16 protein-coding genes and 3 tRNA genes are annotated in these 18,450 nt (G+C 43.5%); 7 read left to right on the forward strand and 12 right to left on the reverse strand.

What is annotated here, in order from left to right; genetic code table 11:
* Positions 1 to 2: 2 nt before the first annotated feature.
* From FLA_RS09500 to FLA_RS09530, 7 genes are read right to left on the reverse strand one after another with little or no spacing between them, the layout of a single operon-like run.
* A complete protein-coding gene (locus tag FLA_RS09500; RefSeq protein ID WP_076380584.1) occupies positions 3 to 1,421 on the reverse strand; it encodes a PP2C family serine/threonine-protein phosphatase in 1,419 nt (472 codons plus the stop codon).
* A gap of 44 nt (positions 1,422 to 1,465) precedes the next feature.
* Entirely contained in the window at positions 1,466 to 2,104 is a 639-nt protein-coding gene (locus FLA_RS09505) for a vWA domain-containing protein (protein WP_076380248.1), read from the reverse strand.
* 2 nt (positions 2,105 to 2,106) lie between these two features.
* Positions 2,107 to 2,700 (reverse strand): vWA domain-containing protein, encoded by a 594-nt coding sequence (locus tag FLA_RS09510; RefSeq protein WP_231940413.1) that lies wholly within the window; start codon positions 2,698 to 2,700, stop codon positions 2,107 to 2,109.
* A gap of 48 nt (positions 2,701 to 2,748) precedes the next feature.
* Complete coding sequence (locus tag FLA_RS09515; protein ID WP_076380250.1) at positions 2,749 to 3,360, reverse strand: TerD family protein; 612 nt, start codon at positions 3,358 to 3,360, stop codon at positions 2,749 to 2,751.
* A gap of 6 nt (positions 3,361 to 3,366) precedes the next feature.
* A complete protein-coding gene (locus FLA_RS09520; RefSeq protein ID WP_076380251.1) occupies positions 3,367 to 3,921 on the reverse strand; it encodes a TerD family protein in 555 nt (184 codons plus the stop codon).
* Positions 3,922 to 3,964: 43 nt separating this feature from the next.
* Entirely contained in the window at positions 3,965 to 4,624 is a 660-nt protein-coding gene (locus FLA_RS09525) for a TerD family protein (protein WP_076380252.1), read from the reverse strand.
* Between the two features lie 6 nt (positions 4,625 to 4,630).
* On the reverse strand, positions 4,631 to 5,212 hold the full coding sequence (locus FLA_RS09530) for a TerD family protein (protein WP_076380253.1): 582 nt from the start codon (positions 5,210 to 5,212) through the stop codon (positions 4,631 to 4,633).
* A 233-nt stretch (positions 5,213 to 5,445) separates the two neighbouring features.
* Here FLA_RS09530 and FLA_RS09535 point away from each other — a divergent pair, with 233 nt between their 5' ends.
* Positions 5,446 to 6,246, forward strand: coding sequence for an alpha/beta hydrolase (locus tag FLA_RS09535; RefSeq protein WP_076380254.1), 801 nt, complete (start codon positions 5,446 to 5,448; stop codon positions 6,244 to 6,246).
* Positions 6,247 to 6,293: 47 nt separating this feature from the next.
* Here the strand turns inward: FLA_RS09535 and FLA_RS09540 are convergent, their stop codons facing one another.
* On the reverse strand, positions 6,294 to 7,595 hold the full coding sequence (locus FLA_RS09540; protein WP_076380255.1) for a MutS-related protein: 1,302 nt from the start codon (positions 7,593 to 7,595) through the stop codon (positions 6,294 to 6,296).
* A 362-nt stretch (positions 7,596 to 7,957) separates the two neighbouring features.
* Here FLA_RS09540 and FLA_RS09545 point away from each other — a divergent pair, with 362 nt between their 5' ends.
* Entirely contained in the window at positions 7,958 to 8,515 is a 558-nt protein-coding gene (locus FLA_RS09545) for a biliverdin-producing heme oxygenase (RefSeq protein WP_076380256.1), read from the forward strand.
* An 81-nt stretch (positions 8,516 to 8,596) separates the two neighbouring features.
* Here FLA_RS09545 and katG read toward each other — a convergent pair whose 3' ends face one another.
* Complete coding sequence (katG, locus tag FLA_RS09550) at positions 8,597 to 10,873, reverse strand: catalase/peroxidase HPI (RefSeq protein ID WP_076380585.1); 2,277 nt, start codon at positions 10,871 to 10,873, stop codon at positions 8,597 to 8,599.
* Between the two features lie 539 nt (positions 10,874 to 11,412).
* Here katG and FLA_RS09555 point away from each other — a divergent pair.
* The 4 genes from FLA_RS09555 (at position 11,413) to FLA_RS09565 (ending at position 13,471) form a co-directional block, all read left to right on the forward strand.
* Positions 11,413 to 11,483, forward strand: a tRNA-Trp gene (locus FLA_RS09555).
* Between the two features lie 136 nt (positions 11,484 to 11,619).
* Positions 11,620 to 11,690: transfer RNA gene (locus FLA_RS09560), tRNA-Gln, on the forward strand.
* Positions 11,691 to 11,697: 7 nt separating this feature from the next.
* Positions 11,698 to 11,782: transfer RNA gene (locus tag FLA_RS31135), tRNA-Tyr, on the forward strand.
* Positions 11,783 to 11,893: 111 nt separating this feature from the next.
* Positions 11,894 to 13,471, forward strand: a complete 1,578-nt coding sequence (locus tag FLA_RS09565; RefSeq protein ID WP_076380257.1) for a Na+/H+ antiporter — start codon at positions 11,894 to 11,896, stop codon at positions 13,469 to 13,471.
* 94 nt (positions 13,472 to 13,565) lie between these two features.
* Here the strand turns inward: FLA_RS09565 and FLA_RS09570 are convergent, their stop codons facing one another.
* The gene (locus tag FLA_RS09570) at positions 13,566 to 13,787 is read right to left on the reverse strand and encodes a hypothetical protein (RefSeq protein WP_076380258.1); all 222 of its coding nucleotides are present in this window, start codon (positions 13,785 to 13,787) and stop codon (positions 13,566 to 13,568) included.
* A gap of 199 nt (positions 13,788 to 13,986) precedes the next feature.
* Here FLA_RS09570 and FLA_RS09575 point away from each other — a divergent pair, with 199 nt between their 5' ends.
* Positions 13,987 to 15,852 carry a helix-turn-helix transcriptional regulator gene (locus FLA_RS09575; protein ID WP_144264073.1) on the forward strand — a complete coding sequence of 622 codons (1,866 nt, stop codon included), beginning with the start codon at positions 13,987 to 13,989 and terminating at the stop codon, positions 15,850 to 15,852.
* A 2-nt stretch (positions 15,853 to 15,854) separates the two neighbouring features.
* Here FLA_RS09575 and FLA_RS09580 read toward each other — a convergent pair whose 3' ends face one another.
* Together FLA_RS09580 and FLA_RS09585 are read right to left on the reverse strand one after the other, a co-directional pair.
* Positions 15,855 to 16,772 carry a hypothetical protein gene (locus tag FLA_RS09580; protein WP_076380260.1) on the reverse strand — a complete coding sequence of 306 codons (918 nt, stop codon included), beginning with the start codon at positions 16,770 to 16,772 and terminating at the stop codon, positions 15,855 to 15,857.
* 17 nt (positions 16,773 to 16,789) lie between these two features.
* Positions 16,790 to 18,379, reverse strand: a complete 1,590-nt coding sequence (locus FLA_RS09585) for an ABC-F family ATP-binding cassette domain-containing protein (protein WP_076380261.1) — start codon at positions 18,377 to 18,379, stop codon at positions 16,790 to 16,792.
* Positions 18,380 to 18,450: the final 71 nt, after the last annotated feature.

Consider the following 18,450-nt stretch of genomic DNA (forward strand, 5'->3'; position numbering starts at 1 on the left):
TTTTAATAAATTATGGCAAGTGTTCTGTCATCATGATTGCCTTTACTCCAGAAGTTGAGCCAGGATAATAACTGATCCTCTATTCCTTCGTTATTCAAAAAATCGACTTTTAGATTATCTTCATTCTGGCCGTTAAGGTCTTTCATGAATATTCTCCATGCTTCTTTGTCTTCCAGCTTATTTTCGGTAACAAACTTGGGGTCATAAATACCATCTGTCATGAGTATAAGTTTGGAGAATTGATCAAACTTATTTATCGCGAAGCGACTGGCCATGTTAGGATTGCTAAATATCTCGGGCATAGTAACAAACCTGGTACCTCCACCAAAATCTCCTATATCCAACATGTTGAGTAATTTGATGTCGTCTGGATTTTCTGTAATAATATTGATCGGACAATCGCCAACACCGAATGTCAATATCACATAGCCAAAATCAAATTTTTTTGCCAAGGAAAAAATAAGTGTGGTATTGAGGTCTTTCAGTTGAATTTCTTCCTGTTGGGCAAATCGTGTGAGCTCAGCGTGCAGACCACGTACCGACTTGTACAGGATGTTGATAATAGATGATTTGTTTTTTATCTGCTGGTCTTCAACTATTGTATTAGGTTGTTCGTTACTTTCGGGCTTTGTGCCGGAACCGGAAGTAAAAAAGGCAATACACCGGTCGTTAAGCTCTTTCAATAGCAGTTCATCTGCGAAGCTATTAGTTAGAGACTCAGTTGCTATTCTGGAGCCTTGCCTGGAAAATTTTGCAGATCCGGCCCCATCTGCTACTGCAATAATTTCCCAGTCAAGGGGTAACTTTTTAACGCAGAAATGATCGTCCCGGAAGCTCCCTTCGTGTGCGTGTGACCGTCCTCGCTGAGATGCCACTACAATGTGCTTGTTCAGAAATGTACCAGCATACTTATCATTGTCTTCTTTAGGATACAGATCATTTTTATTGCTGGGTTTATTCAGCCATAAATCCTTAGGGTCAGCACTCACAATGAGTGTAACAATTTTAATATCTTCAGTCTGGTTTTCTGCCTGTGTTCCTGCAAATGATATTTGCAAGTCCATACTGCCGGCAGCGCTGGGGGTGCCGTAAATTTTTGCCAATGTTGTGTCGAATGCCAGGCCAACTTTATCCAGATGCTTTATTTCTTTGATACTGATATGAGGAAACTGAGAAAGATTAAACTGGTACTCATAGTATTTTTTAGAAATGGCATTGGGTAGTATAAGCTGGCTTTCTTTAAATTCTTCCATATCGTTATACATCTGGAAAATGTTTAAGGCTTGTTTTCTGGCAGCAGTGATGGATTTTGCCAGTTCGTTAATTTTTGCATTGTGCGATAGCTTAGCTATTGCACTTTCGGAGGATTTACTTTGCGATATATTAAACTCGCTCAATAGTTGTTTTAAAAATGTTTCCACTGTTATGTTTTTGAATGACTTAACCAACAGGTATGATAGCGGGTTTATATTACAATAACCAGTTCGCCAGGTGGAGGAGGTAGTGTCATGTTTTCGCCGGTGCCTTGCGACTTACTTCCCATTTCGATAGAAGAACTTACCCATTTAAAGAAAGTGGTTAGTGTGTTGGCATCGGTTGTGTCCAGTCGCACTACGTCATCCGTTAATTCTTTCAGATAGCTGACTTCGGCTTTAGGGCCAGCTGCACAACCCACGATAACACCAAATTCCAGTGATTTTACCTTAGCAATCGCTGTGCGGTATTTTTGAAGGTCTGCTGGTTTTCCATCGGTGAACACAAATAATATAGGCTTCCAGTCTCCTTTTCGATCAGGTGAACCTTTAATTAATTCAATTCTTACCATATCGCATAGTGTTTCCAGGGCTTGCCCTGTATGTGTAGGGCCACTTTCCGCACATTTTATTGCTACTGACTGAAAACTGGCTAAATCTGTCAAGGGAATAATGTTTTTTACATCTTTATCAAACGTAATAACACTGATATGTAGCGAATCCATTGCCTGTGGATCCGCTCTGAGCATATTTATAAGTCCGTTAAAACCATTATTCAAAGCCTGGATAGGCTCACCATTCATTGAGCCAGAGGTGTCCAGGAGAAAATAGGCTAATAGTCTTCTGTTCATGGCTAAGATATTATTACTAATTCCGATGGTGGAGGAGGTAGTTGTTCCAGTCCCGATACTTCTTTTCCGGATTCTTCTACCTTGGTGGATGTGGTGGATATAGAGGCTGTAACCCACTGAAAGAACCTGGAAATGCCTTCTGCATCTGCATTGTCCAAACGAACTACTGAGTTTGTAATCTGTTTTAAAACAGCATCATCTGCACTGCTTCCTGCTGCACAACCTACAATAAGTCCTTTGTTTGCAATTTTGAGTTTGCTGTAGCCAGGCTTCCAGTCATCAGTAGGTATACCATCGGTCATAATAAAGACCAGTGGTTTCCAGTCGCCTTTTTGCTCAGGAGATGTTTTAATGACTTCTGTTTGCAGTTTGTCTGCCAGCAGCTGAAGGGCGGCACCCATAGCTGTTACCCCGGAAGCTTTGATGTCTACCATCTGAAAAGAAGCAAGGTCCGTCAGTGGAATAATCTGTTGGGCGCTGGAGTTAAATGTGATGATGCTTACATAAGCCGTCTCAATAGCCTGAGGGTTTTGTCGTAGCGAATGAATCATCATCTGTACCCCATTTTTTACTGCTTCTATTGGTTCTCCGCTCATGGATCCAGAGGTGTCTAACAGAAGATATACAGGTAGTCTTCTCATATTTTATAGATACTTTTGTTGTACGGTATGGATGGTTTCTTGTAACCTTTTATCTTTTGTGGGTTCACCGATGGCATTGAATTTCCATTCGTTGTTTTTCTGATAGAAAGTACCTAGTACCATGGATACATGGCCTGCAAATGCATTGTCTTGTGCAATGTTATAAGTGGCAAACACTTCATTTACTTTGGTAGGAGTACCTTCATAAATACGAATGGATGCAAATGGAATAGTGCTGAAATCGTGTCCTCTGAAACTATTCAATACAAAGGCTATCTGAGTTACACCGGTGTTGAGCTTTGAGAAGTCAACTGTAATGATTTCATTGTCTAGTCCATCATCTCCATCAATGTCGCCTGTAAGATCATCCCCACTGTGTTTTACTGCTCCGTCTTTTGATTTCAGGTTGCGGAAATACACAAGGTCCAGCTGATTTTTATTATCGTCGAATAGTATGCAACTGGCATCCAGATCTACTGCTTCTTTTGTAGATTTACCGAACAGGCCTTTGTGTTCAATGGCACCCCAGTTAACTCCTATGCAGATGTTATTGAGAACAGCTCCGTTATTTTTCTGCAAATTAATACGCTGTCCTTTTTGTAAACTAATTCCCATAACGTATTAGTTGAATTTGTTGATATAATCTTGCAGGCCGCCTTTCATGCCTGCTCCAACGGCTTCAAATTTCCACTCTCCGTTCTTTTTATAAATTCTTCCAAATTCAACAGCAGTTTCGATGGAAAAATCTTCTTCCAGTTCATATTTCAATAGCTCTTCGTTGGTAACGGAATCGAAGATGCGTATGAAAGAGTTGCGTACCTGTCCAAAATTTTGGTTGCGGGCAATAGCTTCATGTATGGTAATGACGATGCAGATTTCACTGGCATTTCCATCTATCCTGGAAAGGTCTACCAGTACTTGTTCGTCATCTCCTTCTCCGTCACCCGTAAGGTTGTCTCCTGTATGTATCACGGCTTCGTTGGGCGATTTCAGATTGTTGTAGAAGATGAAGTGTTGATCGGATAGCAGTTTTTTATTTTCACCTAGAATGAAAGCCGATGCATCAAGATCGAATGCGCTTCCTGTAGCTGAATTGTTAGTGTCCCATCCCAAGCCGATAGTAAATCTGGCGGCTTGAATATTTTCTCTTTGTCCTTTTATTAGACTTATTGCCATTGTTTTTTAATTTTTATGTTATAGTATATTGTTGATTGAATGTTTATTTAGAACCTGCCTGCCATCTCATGCCCCAATGATAGGCGGCATCACAGTGGCTATGATTGGGGTGGAATGTTACCAGTTTGCGAACGCCCATAGAGTCGGGAGTAAATTGTATTTCGGCTATGGCGCAGAATGGCTCTGAGCTTGTCTGCTTGCCCATCTGCACCTCTATTTCTGCTTTTCCAGGAACCTTTACAGTTACTGTAGCATTGGTTTCCTGCCATCTTGCCACGCCATTGTATATAAAGCAGTAAATAACGATACGTTTTAATTCGCCTATACCTTTGGGGTTCACAATGATGTTTTCGCCTGAGCCTGCGGCAACGCCTCTATCGTCACCAGTGTGCCATACCCAGGGCGCAGCAGTATATCTGCCTTGTCTGGTACTTATTTCTTTAGAACCTCCGTTCCCTTTTGCGAATTGTACGCCATCGATTACGTTTTTAGTTCCATCGCTCAGTTCATAAAAACAGCCGAGGTCCAAATCGATATCAGTGTCGCTGCTGAATAAACCTCCCAGGAATCCTTTTTTAGTTGTTTTAGACCAGTTGAGGTTGATGTTTATTTCCTGCGTAATAGGGTCTGTCTTTTTGGTAAGGTCGATCATGTGTAAATCGCCTTTTTTTTCCAGAGTGATTTTTTGTAAGCTGATAGCCATGTTTATTTATTTTATTATTTGCCCTTTGTAATGTCGGGAAAGGAAGAATGCTAAGTCTTGTTTGTGGCCAACGCCGGAGGCTTCAAATTTCCATTTGCCGTTTTGTTTATATAATTTCCCAAATTCAACCGCTGTTTCAATGGAGAAATCTTGACCTAGTTCATATTTAGCTACCACCTGCTGTGTGTTGTCGTCCATAATTTGTATATAGGAGTTACTGACTTGTCCAAAGTTTTGTTTCCGGGCGGCGTAATCGTGAATCGTTGCCACAAAGATGATCTGGATAATCTGCGGGCTTACTTTTGATAAATCAATCTGAATGCTTTCGTCATCTCCATCCAGGCTGTTTCTGCCAGAAAGATCATCGCCAGTATGGTGCAATGCGCCATCAGGGGAGTCCATATTATTGAAAAAAACAAAGAAAGACTCTGTTGGAATTAATTCAGAGCTGTTGAGCATGAAAGCCGACAGATCCAGGTCGAAATTATTATCATCATTATTGTCTTCGTTCGGGTCCCATCCTAGCCCTATGGTTATATTGGTAAGACCCACGTCTATGTTTTGCCCCTTTTTTAAATTGATAGCCATGTTATTTACTGAATAATTAGTTTGAATAATTTGTACTCCAAAAATAGCTGTGGCAATACGCTTTGTTTTACGGGAAACCGTACTGGGGAAGATGGTGAGCGAAAAGGTTAAGGTAGGATCTTAGGAGGAAAAGTAACGTATAGCTGGTATGGCTTGTATGGGGGGCTTTTGAAAAAATCTTCTCAAGAGATTGATAAGATCTTCCTATATTAAAGTTGCCGAAGGAGGGTGTTATGAAAGAAAATATTATTGGAGCTATTAAAATCGTTGCAGGGCTTTACGTTCTGGTTTGTATTCTACTGTATTTTTTTCAGGAGAAGCTTATCTTTTTTCCTGCTAAACTAGATCAGCGTTACCCTTTTGCTTTCCAGCAAAGGTTTGAAGAGCGGAATATCACCACCTATGACGGGAAATTACTGAGCGGGATGCTTTTTAAGGCGGATAGCGCTAAAGGCCTGATCTTTTATTTACATGGTAATTCGGGGTCGCTGGCTTCCTGGGGGGAGTTGGCAGGCACTTATACCAGCCTGGGATATGATGTATTTATGTTGGATTACAGAGGTTTTGGGAAAAGTGAGGGAGTGGTTACCGGGCAGGATCAGATGTTCAGGGATGTGCAAACCGCCTATGATACTTTAAAAAAAGACTATGCGGAAGATAAAATAGTGGTTTTGGGGTATTCGCTGGGTTCAGGTTTAGCTACCAAGGTGGCTGCGGATAATCATCCCAGGCTGTTGATATTACAGGCTGCTTACTATAGTATCACAGATATGATGCGGCATAGTTATCCCGTTATTCCAACGTTTATTCTGAAATACAAGTTTGCCACTGATCAATATATCCAGCAATGTAAAATGCCGATAGTACTGTTTCATGGTGATAAAGATGAGATGATCTATTACGGATCGGCGTTAAAGCTAAAAGAGAAATGCAAGCCACAAGATACCCTGATAACATTAGCAGGGCAAGGGCATAATGGTATTACAGAAAACCCTGACTATAAAAGGGAGCTGCCAAAAGTGTTAGCCAGATAGGAACAACCCAGGTAGCTGCTGGTGTTTTGTGAGGATGTAACAGGCGGCTACACGCCTTTCAGGTGGGGTACCTGCAATAAATCGTATAAATTTTCCTGTTCAAATAACAGGCGGCCGATAGTAAGGTTGGACCACCCCGGTTTTAACAGGTAGGTAAACCGGGGCATACCATTTTCCAGCAGACATTCTATATGAAAGGGGGCAATGGGTAGTGAGCGTTTTTCAGTAATGGATTGTAATGACTGAAAATGTGTAGAGAAAAGGAAGGTGGATGTTTTCAGTTGCGTTGCCCCTTCGATAGTGGCGCTGAGTATTGCTTCGCCATCATCGGCATTGGTGCCGCGAAATAGCTCGTCACAAACCAGGAAGCAGCTTTCGTTGTTTCGGCTGTACTGTATGGTTTCTTTCAATATTTTAAGATCGTTCATAAAATGGCTGTAGCCACTTTCAATATTATCATTGTTGTTGATGGCGATAATGATATGCTGGTAATAGGGGATGGTGCAGGTGGTGGCTGGTACTGGCAAGCCAAGATGGGCCAGTATCACACATATAGAAATGGCCTTGAATAGGGTAGACTTCCCCGACATATTAGCTCCGGTTAACAGCATTACGTTATGTGTAAGCGTTATATGGTTACATACTGGTTTTTTCAGGTAGGGATGATATACCTGTTGTATATGAAAGGCGTTGTTATCAAAAGTGGGAAAGCGGAAGCCCAGGCTGGAGTGTGCTCTGGCTATGGACATATAGGCTTCTACCTGGAAAAAATGATTCCAGAACGCCGGAGTTTGTTCTTTTATCTTTCCACTCATTATGATGCTGCCAGCTTGTAGGATGTCTTTTACACCAAAGCGATCTTCCCGGATATGTGTATGATATTTGTCCAGTTGAAAAAGCTGTAAAAAGCGTTCTATGAAAAGCAGCTTTTCCTTCATCATGGCGGGGAAAGGATCGGGATTTATTTCCTGTATCACATAGGCTACCTTCTCTAAAAACAGTATCGTTTGCACTAATCTGCTTCTTATCCGGAGGGTGCCGGTGCTGTCGGTCATTGCTTTCATTCTGCCTAATAAACTGTCTTCTCCTAGTTCTATGGTGTGGTTATGGCAGTTTTCTATAAAGGCTTTTGTTTCAGTCAGGTTGATTTTGTTATAGGTGAAAGTTTTCCATTGTTCCAGTTGATCGGAAAATGCTGTTATAATTTGTTGTCGTTCTATAATTACTTCCAGTGGTAAGGAGTGGGGCTGAAACAGGTCTTGTAACGCCATTTTGCTTTCGTGGTGCAATGTGTGGTCGAACAGGGGTAGAATGTGGTTGGTAAACTGAAGATCGGCAAAGTGCATCATAGTAAACAGGATGTTTTGATGGATAGTTTTGTTGGTGAAGTAAGTATTGTGGCCATGTTTTGCAGCATGGGCTATGTTATGAAAATAGCAGATTCCTGGCGAACAGGTAGTGGAAGAAGATGTAAAAAAAAGTGAAAGCGTAGGGGGGCTTAACTGCGTATGTACGCTTTTGAGAAGCGTATGAATTATTTTAAAAAGATCAGGTAACCTGTTAATTTTAAGATATTTAGCAGGAAAAGGATAAACGGTGGCGCGTAATGATAGTTTTTCTCTTAAGTTTGCGCATCCATTTACTTCGTTTCTATCCTCAACGGGTATTGTTCCCAGCACACACAGCTAATAATATTTAAATAATTAAGGACATGCTCAGTAATTCCATTAAAGAGGCGACCAAAGAGGCGCACCTGTTTTTAGAAAAGAAAGTTGTAAAGCAGCTGAAAGAAATTCGCACTAATAAGGATTATGCGGACTTTCTGAAACATTTTTATGCTTATTTCAATCATTTAGAAAAGGCAATTGCACCTTTTATTACAGTTGATGTGCTGCCTGATTATGCACAGCGCCGTAACTCATCGTACCTGAAAAATGATATTGAAGAGCTGGGATCGGATATTTCTGAATTACCGGCTACCACTGTACCGCAAATTACCAGTACTTTACAGGCATTGGGTGCTTTGTATGTAATGGAAGGCTCTATTATGGGCGGGCCAATCATTGTGAAGATGCTGGAAAAAGCTAATATTACTACCGGGGTTTCTTTCTACTCTGGCTATGGTGAAAATACCGGCCAAATGTGGGGTGTTTTCACTGGCGTAATGAATGCACAGGCTAAAACAGAAGAAGAGGAAAGTGTAGCAATAGAAGCCGCCAAGGAAACATTCCTGAAGTTTTCGGATGTTTTTGCGGAAGTAACTGCATAGTAAAATATAGTGTTTATATAAAAAGGTCCGCCCCATTACCGGAAGGCGGACCTTTTTTATGTTTCTAATAAGATCAGCTAACTAAGCTATATCAAACCTGTCCAGGTTCATTACTTTATGCCATGCAGCCACAAAGTCTTTTACAAACTTCTCCTGTGCATCTGCACTGCCATATACCTCTGCAATAGCCCTCAGTTCTGAATTGGAGCCGAATACCAGATCGGCGCGGGTGGCTGTCCATTTGGCCTGGCCGGTAACGCGATCGCTGCCGATGTAGGTTTCTCTGTCTTGTGATGCGGCTTTCCAGGCGGTGTTCATATCCAGCAGATTTACGAAGAAATCGTTGGTGAGTTGACCGGGACGTGTAGTGAAAATGCCGTTTTTAGAACCGTCGAAGTTGATGTTGATAGCACGTAAGCCGCCTAACAGTACTGTTAACTCAGGAGCTGTAAGGGTTAATAAGTGCGCTTTATCTATCAACAGTTCTTCGGTAGAAACGCGGATGCGGGTGTTGCGGTAGTTGCGGAAGCCATCTGCCAGTGGTTCCAGATAGGCTACAGATTCTACATCCGTTTGCTCTTGTGAAGCATCCATACGGCCAGCGGTGAAAGGTACGGTGATGTTGTGTCCGGCGTCTTTGGCGGCTTTTTCTACACCTGCTGCACCTGCCAGTACTATCAGGTCGGCCAGCGATACTTTTTTACTGTTGCTTTGAGCGTTGTTGAATTCCTGTTGTATACCTTCCAGTGTGTTCAGTACTTTTTGCAATTGTACCGGGTTATTTACAATCCACTGTTTTTGTGGTGCCAGGCGAATGCGGGCACCGTTGGCTCCCCCACGTTTGTCTGAACCACGGAAAGTGGAAGCGGAGGCCCATGCAGCGCCTACCAGTTCTGAAACACTCAGGCCGGATGCCAGCACTTTTGCTTTTAAAGCAGCGGTATCGTTATCATCTATTAATACGTGATTCACGGCAGGAATAGGATCTTGCCATAGCAGTTCTTCCTGTGGTATGTCTGTGCCCAGGTAGCGCGCGCGCGGGCCCATATCGCGGTGGGTTAATTTAAACCAGGCACGGGCAAATGCATCTGCAAACGCATCCGGGTTTTCCAGGAAGTGTCTGGATATTTTTTCATACTCCGGATCAAATCTTAACGACAGATCGGTGGTGAGCATGGTGGGTAAATGCTTTTTAGAGCCATCATAGGCGTCAGGTATAATGCTATCTGCATTTTTAGCTACCCATTGGTGCGCGCCTGCGGGGCTTTTAGTTAATTCCCATTCAAAAGCAAACAGATTTTCGAAAAAGTTGTTGCTCCATTGAGTTGGCGTTGTAGTCCAGGTAACTTCCAAGCCACTGGTAATAGTGTGTGCACCTTTACCGCTGCCATAGCTGTTGCTCCAGCCTAAGCCTTGTTGTTCTATTCCGGCAGCTTCCGGCTCTTTGCCTACATTGTCAGCGGGGGCAGCACCATGGGTTTTGCCAAAACTGTGTCCGCCGGCTATCAATGCTACGGTTTCTTCGTCGTTCATAGCCATACGGCCGAATGTGTCGCGGATATCTTTAGCGGCAAGAATGGGATCGGGGTTGCCATCTGGTCCTTCCGGGTTTACATATATTAAACCCATCTGTACAGCTGCCAGTGGTTTTTCCAGATTACGGGAGTGTACATTACCATCGGCATCATCGTCAGACACCAGTACCCCGTGGTCTTCTGCTACGCCAGGTGAGCCGTGCGCATAACGCAGATCGCCGCCCAGCCAGGTAGTTTCAGAACCCCAGTATACCGACTCGTCCGCTTCCCATACATCGGCACGGCCACCGGCAAAGCCAAAGGTTTTAAAGCCCATAGATTCCAGCGCTATGTTACCGGTAAGGATCAGTAAGTCGGCCCAGGATATTTTGTTGCCATATTTCTGTTTAATAGGCCATAGTAACCTGCGGGCTTTGTCCAGGCTAACGTTATCGGGCCAGCTGTTTAAAGGGGCAAAGCGTTGCAAGCCAGCGCCACCACCGCCACGGCCGTCCGTTACACGATAGGTACCTGCACTATGCCAGGCCATGCGGATAAATAAAGGGCCATAATGGCCGAAATCTGCGGGCCACCAGTCCTGCGAGTCGGTCATGAGTGCATGCAGGTCTTTCTTTACCGCTTCCAGGTCCAGGCTTTTAAAGGCTTCTGCATAATTAAAGTCTTCACCCATGGGGTTGGATAAAGTGGAGTGCTGACGCAGAATGTTTAACTTAAGCTGGTTGGGCCACCAATCTGTGTTACGGGTGCCACCACCGCCTACATTCGATTTTAAACTGCCGTTGTGGAAGGGGCATTTACTGATGTCGTTAGATTCTTTTGACATTTTTATAAGTTTATGGTACTGAATGAACAATGTGGTTTTGATACGGGGTAAAATTAGGGCTTCGCGCCATGCTTCATCATCACTTGATTCTATCACATCATAGGCAAAACCTATTAAGAACACTCCTGTGGGGAAATTGTTCTATAAACCGCCTAGTTGTAAAAATGGTAATAAGAAGTCAGTTGGCATGGTTTACAGGTAAAGGGTATAAGAGATGGAATAAGATGACTAACTAATGGAGAGGGGATTTATGAATAGGAGGATACAATGGCCGGTTGAGGTAAGTTGTAAAGAAGAGAGGTTATGTGATGTATAAGATGTGTTATGAAAGAGCAGCATGTTTTGTTGAAAAAAAGAGAATAAATTTTGTTTGATAATAATTAATTATATCTTTGCTCTCATGAAACAACAACAGTCATATTATAGTTCAAACAGCTGGAGTCAATATAGTGACGTCAGGCGGGCTATTGTGTGACATTCTTTAGGAATGTTTCGTAGAACCCGCTTGGTTATTGACTAAGCGGGTTTTTTGTTTTTACACGGGTTTACTTCAACGGTAGAATACTGGTCTCCAAAACCGGTGGTGTAGGTTCGAATCCTGCAACCCGTGCAGCGTTATGTCCATAACAAAATGGAAAGCAAATCTACTCGGGTAGGCGCACCCTGCTAAGGTGTCGGTACGGTAACACGTATGTGGATCAGGGCCACTGTTTTCCGCTGTTTAGTATATAAATATTTATATACAATGCCCCTTTGCCTAACGGTAAGGCATCAGATTTTGGTTCTGAGTATAGAGGTTCGATTCCTTTAGGGGTAACATATATTGGAGCATAGTCCCGTAAGTGGAAGCGGCCCTGACTGTAAATCAGGTGTCTCACGACCTTGGGTGTTCGATTCGCCCTGCTCCAACAAATTTTTGAAAACGAAATGAAGGCGGGGTGGACTATTATTTATCCGGTCTGTTTGTTTGCCTGTTGTGCGTTAGTTTTTCTGTAATATCTTTAGGCATTAACATTTCCTATGCTGGATCATTTCCCTTTTTACCTGGCCCTGATTGTTTTGATTGTATTGTTAATCATGCTGGGCAATAAAATTAAAGTAGCTTACCCGGTGCTGCTGGTGTTGGCTGGTTTAGTATTAAGCATTGTGCCAGGCGTGCCTGTGTTGAAAATAGATCCCGAACTTATCTTTATTATATTCCTGCCGCCTTTATTGTATGAAGCTGCCTGGGCCAATTCGTGGAAGGAGTTGTGGCATTGGCGCAGGGTGATAGGTAGCTTTGCTTTTGTAGTAGTGTTTCTCACGGCTATTTCAGTGGCGTTGGTGGCCAATGCTTTTATTCCCGGTTTTTCGCTGGCATTAGGTTTTTTGCTGGGTGGCATTGTGTCGCCACCAGATGCTGTAAGCGCCAGTGCGATATTGAAGTTTGTGAAAGTGCCGAAAAGAATGGCGTCTATATTGGAAGGAGAGAGCTTGCTGAACGATGCTTCTTCACTTATCATTTTCCGTTTTGCCATGATTGCGGTGGCTACCGGCCAGTTTGTTTTTTATAAAGCGGCTTTCAGTTTTGGTTGGATGGTATTGGGGGGAGTGGGTATTGGCTTGCTGGTGGGACTGATATTTATAAAAGCCCACAAATGGTTACCTACAGATGTAAATATGGATATTGTGCTTACGCTGGTAACACCTTATGCCATGTATATAGCGGCGGAAGAGCTGCATAGTTCGGGTGTGCTGGCGGTGGTGAGCGGCGGTTTATTCCTGTCGTATCACCGGCATTCTTTTTTAATAGGCTCATCGCGACTGCGAAGCGAGAATGTATGGCAGAGCCTGGTGTTTGTGTTGAATGGGTTGGTGTTTCTGTTGATTGGACTGGACCTTACTGAAATTGTTTCGGGGTTGAAAGAGGATGGGGTCAGTTTTATGCAGGCTACAGGATATGGTTTGCTAATTACAGGGGTACTGATTGTGGGGCGTATGCTGGCTGCTTATGGAGCCGTGATAGTAACCATTGTTGCCGGCAGATTTATTACGGTAGCAGATAAAAGCCCCGGTTTTAAAGCGCCTATTATATTGGGTTGGACGGGTATGAGGGGCGTGGTGTCGTTGGCGGCTGCCTTGTCTATCCCGGTGATTATGGATAATGGCATGCGTTTTCCGCAGCGCAACCTGGTGTTATATATTACGTTTGTGGTGATACTGGTTACCCTGGTGTTACAGGGATTAACCTTACCGGCATTGATTAGAAAGGTAAAGATCCAGAACTTCAATGATCATTTCCCGGAAGAGGAAACCGAGAACAGGATACGGGAAGCCCTGGCAAAAGACGCATTGGCTTTTTTAAAAGAGAGCCATCAGGATGATATGAACAGAAGCCTGACTTTGCAACGGTTGGCTAACTTATGGGAGCTACAGGTGAAAGCATCGGAGGGAAATGTTTATTCCAGTGAAGTAAAAACCATTTACCTGGAAGTGCTGGACAGGCAGCGCCAGTTGCTGCTGAATATGAACAGGCAGGAGCAGCGGGTGGATGAAGAGGTTGTGAGAAAGTTTTTACATTACATAGACCTGGAAGAGGAGAAATTAAAATACAAGTAATAACAATAGTTGATAAAATGCAACATGCACCGCAAGCAAGAGTATTCTGTTGATGGGTTCTTGCCTGCAAGGTGCTGCTGCTCCCCCTTACAGGTTATAGCCTGTAATCTCCCAGAATAAAGTAATACGAATCGTCTTTTTTTTGTTCCTGTACAAGGCGATTGTACTCCTGGGTAGCAGTATCTGTATCCTGGAATACCTGCTCTGTAATAGTGCCTTCTGTGCCTTTTTGTCCACAACGTGTTTTTATTGTGGTGTTCTCCTGGGTAATTTCCAAAAAGGAACTTCCGTTCTGAAATTCAAAGTACTGCATCATTAATCCTCTGGCTTTTAGCTGCTTATAAATTATATTTACACCTCGTTTTGTTTTGTACCCGAAAATAGCAACCGTGAACATCAGACAGGAAAATCCAGTATCTACAAATACTCTACAGGCATCTACAAAAGTTTACTACAGGCACTATACAGATGTGTGCAAGTTTCAGATTGTCAATAAGATAGCATGGACAGTTGTCGTGTGTTTATTTTCTGGCGCTGTCAGCTTTGCACAAACACAGTCCGATTCGTTGAGGGTAGTGTTAAGCAAAAAGGACATTACGCCGGCACAAAGAGTAACGGCATTGAGTATGCTTGCCAAGGCTACTTCTATTACTGCTACAGACCAGGCTATACAAACAGGGGTGCAGGCGGTGCAGTTGAGTTATGCGTTGCCTGATGCACAGTATACCGCCATTGCCTATGCCATGCTGGCGCAGGTGTATCTGCAGCATGATGATATTAGCAAGGCTGCACAAGCTGTAGATAGTGCTGTGTATTATTCGGGAAAAACATCCAGTTCGTTGGCAAAAGGAGTGGCCTGGTATAGGAAGAGTTGGATAGAAAATGTAAAAGGAAAGTCGAAAGAAGCATTGGCAAGTGCCCAGCAATCGCTGAAATACCTGGATGCAGAAGGGCTTACTTCGTGGCAATCGAGTGTTTATTATATCATAGCCAGCATTTACGCCAACCTGGAAGATGGGCCTTTGCATAAGAAATATGCGCAGCTGAGTTTGCAAACAGCACTGGAAAAAGGCGATGATGATAACCTGCTTTGTGCTTATCAAAGCTTAGGAACCTATTGGCAGTATAATCATCTACATCATACCAATGATCGTGCTTCGCTGGATTCTGCTTTATACTATAACAGGCTAGCCATGCAAACCTTCCTGGAAAGGAAGAATAGCATCGTTTTCCATAGCACCATGGCAATTGTGGCGTTGAATACGGCAGACTTATTTGCCCAATATTTTCCGGCTACTTACCGGGACACGGTGTTTTATTACCTGGATTATGCCCAGCGAATAGGCGCGGAAACGCATCACGTAGAGGTGGTGGCGAACTGCTATGGTATGAAAAGCGACTACGAAATGGCTGCCGGGAACTATGATAATGCAGCGGTGTTACTGCAAAAAGGCCTTGCCGTGGTAAGTGCAGACAGTGCTAAAAACCTGGCTACCAAAATGCAGTTTATGGCAGCATTGGCCAGCCTGGCTGAAAAACGTGGCGATTACCGGGAAGCCTTACAATACTTTAAACAGCATGAGCAGTTGTATACCGACCTCTATAACGAGGATAAGATGAATATGACCAAAGAGCTGGAAGCGCAATATCAGGCAGAAAAACATGTGATGGCATTGAAAGCGTTGCAGCAAACAGCAGTGTTGCATAAACGCTTAGGCTATTTGTACATAGGTTTGACGTTGGCATCTATTACAGCTGCTTTTTTTGTGCTTCGTTCATTCCGTTTCCGGCTTCAACTGGCTGAAAAGGCGAAGAATGATGCTGCCCTGCTGGCACAGTTGCAACAACAGGAAAACAAGCAGCTGGCGATGGAAAAACAGGAAGCAGAATTGCAGGCCTTACTTAAAAATGAAGAAGCCATGCGATTGCTGGCGGAGCAGCAGTTGATGCAGGAAAGGCAGGACCGCCTGCAAAAAGATCTGCTGGCGGGTACGCTACAGGTAGAGCAGAAAACAGAGCTGCTGCAAACCCTGCAAAAGAAGATAACCGAAAATAAGCATGATAGCTCTGTATTAAACCAGCTAAGCCGTATTATTGATAACGATAAACGAGTGGATGAATCGTTGGCTGATAACAAAGTGGGTCTGGATGATATTCACCCGGATTTTTTTGAAAAGCTGCGCGAACGCTCTTCCAATGCTTTATCCAAGCTGGACTTAAAACATTGCTCTTACATATTCCTGGGGCTTACGAATAAAGAAGCTTCTCAGAAGCTGGGGGTGGCTCCTAAAAGCATCCTGATGTCGCGTTATCGTATTAAACAAAAGCTTGGCCTGGGCAGGGAAGAAGAACTGGATAATTATATCCGTTCGTTGTCATAGAGCTATTGAGTAGAACGCAGGTTTCCATTTGTCAGCAAAAGTGTGTCTTCGCTTTCTTTAGAATAAGCGGTGAAGCCGTATTGTTGGTGGAGGTTATTGTTGTATGGGTGCGTGTTGCCGTGATAGTCCAGATAGAATGCTTCCCCTGAAAACAGGAAACACTGAAATTGATGATCGTAGGTAAGTCTGGATGTCATTCTGAGAAAAGCGAGAGTGTTTTCATGTGTATTTCGCCCAAAAACAACTTCTGATCTCAGCTGTTCCAATATGATAGTTTTATGTAGTGTGGGATTGTGCACGATGTAATAACGAACGCCGCATCCTCTTCCATTGCACTTTTCAATAAAGCCATTTAATAACAAGTACCTGTTGGAACCCAGTGTGATGATCTGGCAATTGTTGGGGGTAAAAGTTAGCCTGAATAAATGATCCTCATTGGAGAGGGATGTGTCAATTTCAATTCCTTGTCTTTGTTCCCGGCCATTGATGTATAAATGGCTGGTGGTTATATTGTCAGTTGTGGTTGTTTTTATCAGCTTTATCACAAATTGTTGATTGCGGAGGATCTGACATTCATAAACAGGTGTCCGGTCTTTGTTGTAAGTAATAATACTGGTGTCAGAAAAGGCAACAGGCGTTTTGGTAAGCCCGGTAGTGTCAATTACAGCGGCAACCAGCTTGTCGAAGGCTAGTCCTGCTTTGTCGGAATAGAATGTGGCTATAGGCTTCATTGCATGGAAGCTATCCTGTTCCTGTTTTATTCTCAAAGAATCGTGTATACGATCGTATTGGTAGCCGCCTTTTGCGGTATCCATAACGGGAACAATAGAATCTACTGCAACTTTGAAGGAGGAAGCAGCATTGTTGCATGACAGGGTAATAAAGCTTAGACATGCAACAAATAGAAGTTTAGGTGACATGGGAAGAGTGTGTGTGCTTAAGTTAGTACAATTTCCCGTTCCATGTTCACCTCCTGTAAAAAATGGGCATCATGCGATACCACTATTAACGTACCCTCGTAATCGTTCACGGCGGTAGTTAATATTTCTATGTTCTGAATATCCAGGTTGTTGGTAGGTTCATCGAGTATAATAATATCGGGAGCCTGGTGGTGAATGTTCAGGCAGCAGAGCATTAATCGCATGCGTTCGCCGCCGCTGAGGGCATGGCAGGGTTTATCCCAGGCTTCTTTGGTGAACAGGAAACGGTTAAGCCTGATTTTTATTTCATGTTCCTGTAAACCTCCGCTGTTAAACTGTTGTGCCTGCTCGTATACTTTCAATTGGTTGTTAATGAGTGAATACTCCTGGTCGATGTATATGGCGTGGTTGTCGGCGTGCTGGATGTTGCCGGTTTGAGGTTGCAGGCTGCCGGTGAGTAATTTAATGAGGGTGGTTTTGCCCGAGCCATTTAGTCCCTTTAGTGCAATGCGTTCACCGCTGGTGATTTGAATGCTGAGGTCTTCTTTCCAGAGTGGCTGCTGCTGATAACTGAAATTGATGTGCTGCGCTGTAAATAAAACTTTGCCCTTGTGCAGGGTAGAGTTGTCGAAATCGAATTTCATTTTATCTACATCGGGAAGTGTAGCGCGCAGTTCCTGTAGCTCCTGCGAAATGCCGTCGATCTTTTCGGTGTGTGCACTTTTTAATTTAGACGTGCTGTTTTCTGCATTGTTGCGCAGGGTGTTCATCATAATACGCGCAACTCCTGCTTTTTCCTGTTTGGCTTTGCCGCGGGCATTGAGCTTTTGCTGACGCTCTATGGTTTCGCGTTCCTTTTCTTTGGCTTTGCGCAAGGCTTTTTCCTTGCTGTGAATATCCTGGTGTAAAGCCTCGTTTTCTATCTGTTTCTGTGCTTCGTAAAAATCATAGTTGCCACCATATATCTTCATGCCGTGTGCGCTCATTTCACAAACGGTATTCAGTTGATTAAGCAGTGTACGGTCGTGGCTTACTACAATAGCAGCACAGGAAGTAGTCCGGATAAACTCATACAGTTGTTGCCGTCCGGCGGTATCCAGGTGGTTGCTGGGTTCGTCCAGCAGCACCAGGTTGGGCTGGTGTATGGTAATACCTGCCAGGAAAACTTTGGTTTTTTGGCCGCCACTAAGTGTGGATAAGGGTTGTGATATGTCCAGCTGCTGTAACTGCCAGTATTGTAAGGCTTCCTGGCAGCGGTCTTCAATGGTCCAGTCGTCTTCCAATGCAGCAAAATTGGCTTCATCAGTATTGCCTTGGAGTATCTGGTGCAGGGCATGCAGCTTGCCATCTATATGTAGTGCCTGGGCTATAGACAGGTGGTTATACTGGCCAAATATCTGTGGCACATAATAGGGCGTGCTACTGGAAATCAGCTGTCCGCTGGCGGGTGACAGCTGACCTGCTATCATTTTTAACAGGGTGGATTTACCAATGCCGTTATTGCCAATGAGGGCCATTTTATGATGGTTATTTACTGTAAGGTGGATGTTATTAAACAGCAAATCTTTATTGGGATGGATGTAGGATATATCCTGCAGAATAAGCATGATTTCTTTCTTGTAAGAGGTGATACAATACAACAAAACCGCCTGTAGGCGTTTGTTAAACTGGTTATCTG

Source organism: Filimonas lacunae (assembly GCF_002355595.1).
In the GTDB taxonomy this organism is placed as follows: domain Bacteria; phylum Bacteroidota; class Bacteroidia; order Chitinophagales; family Chitinophagaceae; genus Filimonas; species Filimonas lacunae.

Excerpts from the sequence above, each read along its gene's own strand:
- FLA_RS09505 (WP_076380248.1), bottom strand. The coding sequence starts at position 2,104 with ATGAACAGAAGACTATTAGCCTATTTTCTCCTGGACACCTCTGGCTCA.
- FLA_RS09510 (WP_231940413.1), bottom strand. The coding sequence starts at position 2,700 with ATGAGCGGAGAACCAATAGAAGCAGTAAAAAATGGGGTACAGATGATG.
- FLA_RS09515 (WP_076380250.1), bottom strand. The coding sequence starts at position 3,360 with ATGGGAATTAGTTTACAAAAAGGACAGCGTATTAATTTGCAGAAAAAT.
- FLA_RS09520 (WP_076380251.1), bottom strand. The coding sequence starts at position 3,921 with ATGGCAATAAGTCTAATAAAAGGACAAAGAGAAAATATTCAAGCCGCC.
- FLA_RS09525 (WP_076380252.1), bottom strand. The coding sequence starts at position 4,624 with ATGGCTATCAGCTTACAAAAAATCACTCTGGAAAAAAAAGGCGATTTA.
- FLA_RS09530 (WP_076380253.1), bottom strand. The coding sequence starts at position 5,212 with ATGGCTATCAATTTAAAAAAGGGGCAAAACATAGACGTGGGTCTTACC.
- FLA_RS09535 (WP_076380254.1), top strand. The coding sequence starts at position 5,446 with ATGAAAGAAAATATTATTGGAGCTATTAAAATCGTTGCAGGGCTTTAC.
- FLA_RS09540 (WP_076380255.1), bottom strand. The coding sequence starts at position 7,595 with ATGATGCACTTTGCCGATCTTCAGTTTACCAACCACATTCTACCCCTG.
- FLA_RS09545 (WP_076380256.1), top strand. The coding sequence starts at position 7,958 with ATGCTCAGTAATTCCATTAAAGAGGCGACCAAAGAGGCGCACCTGTTT.
- katG (WP_076380585.1), bottom strand. The coding sequence starts at position 10,873 with ATGTCAAAAGAATCTAACGACATCAGTAAATGCCCCTTCCACAACGGC.
- FLA_RS09565 (WP_076380257.1), top strand. The coding sequence starts at position 11,894 with ATGCTGGATCATTTCCCTTTTTACCTGGCCCTGATTGTTTTGATTGTA.
- FLA_RS09570 (WP_076380258.1), bottom strand. The coding sequence starts at position 13,787 with ATGATGCAGTACTTTGAATTTCAGAACGGAAGTTCCTTTTTGGAAATT.
- FLA_RS09580 (WP_076380260.1), bottom strand. The coding sequence starts at position 16,772 with ATGTCACCTAAACTTCTATTTGTTGCATGTCTAAGCTTTATTACCCTG.
- FLA_RS09585 (WP_076380261.1), bottom strand. The coding sequence starts at position 18,379 with ATGCTTATTCTGCAGGATATATCCTACATCCATCCCAATAAAGATTTG.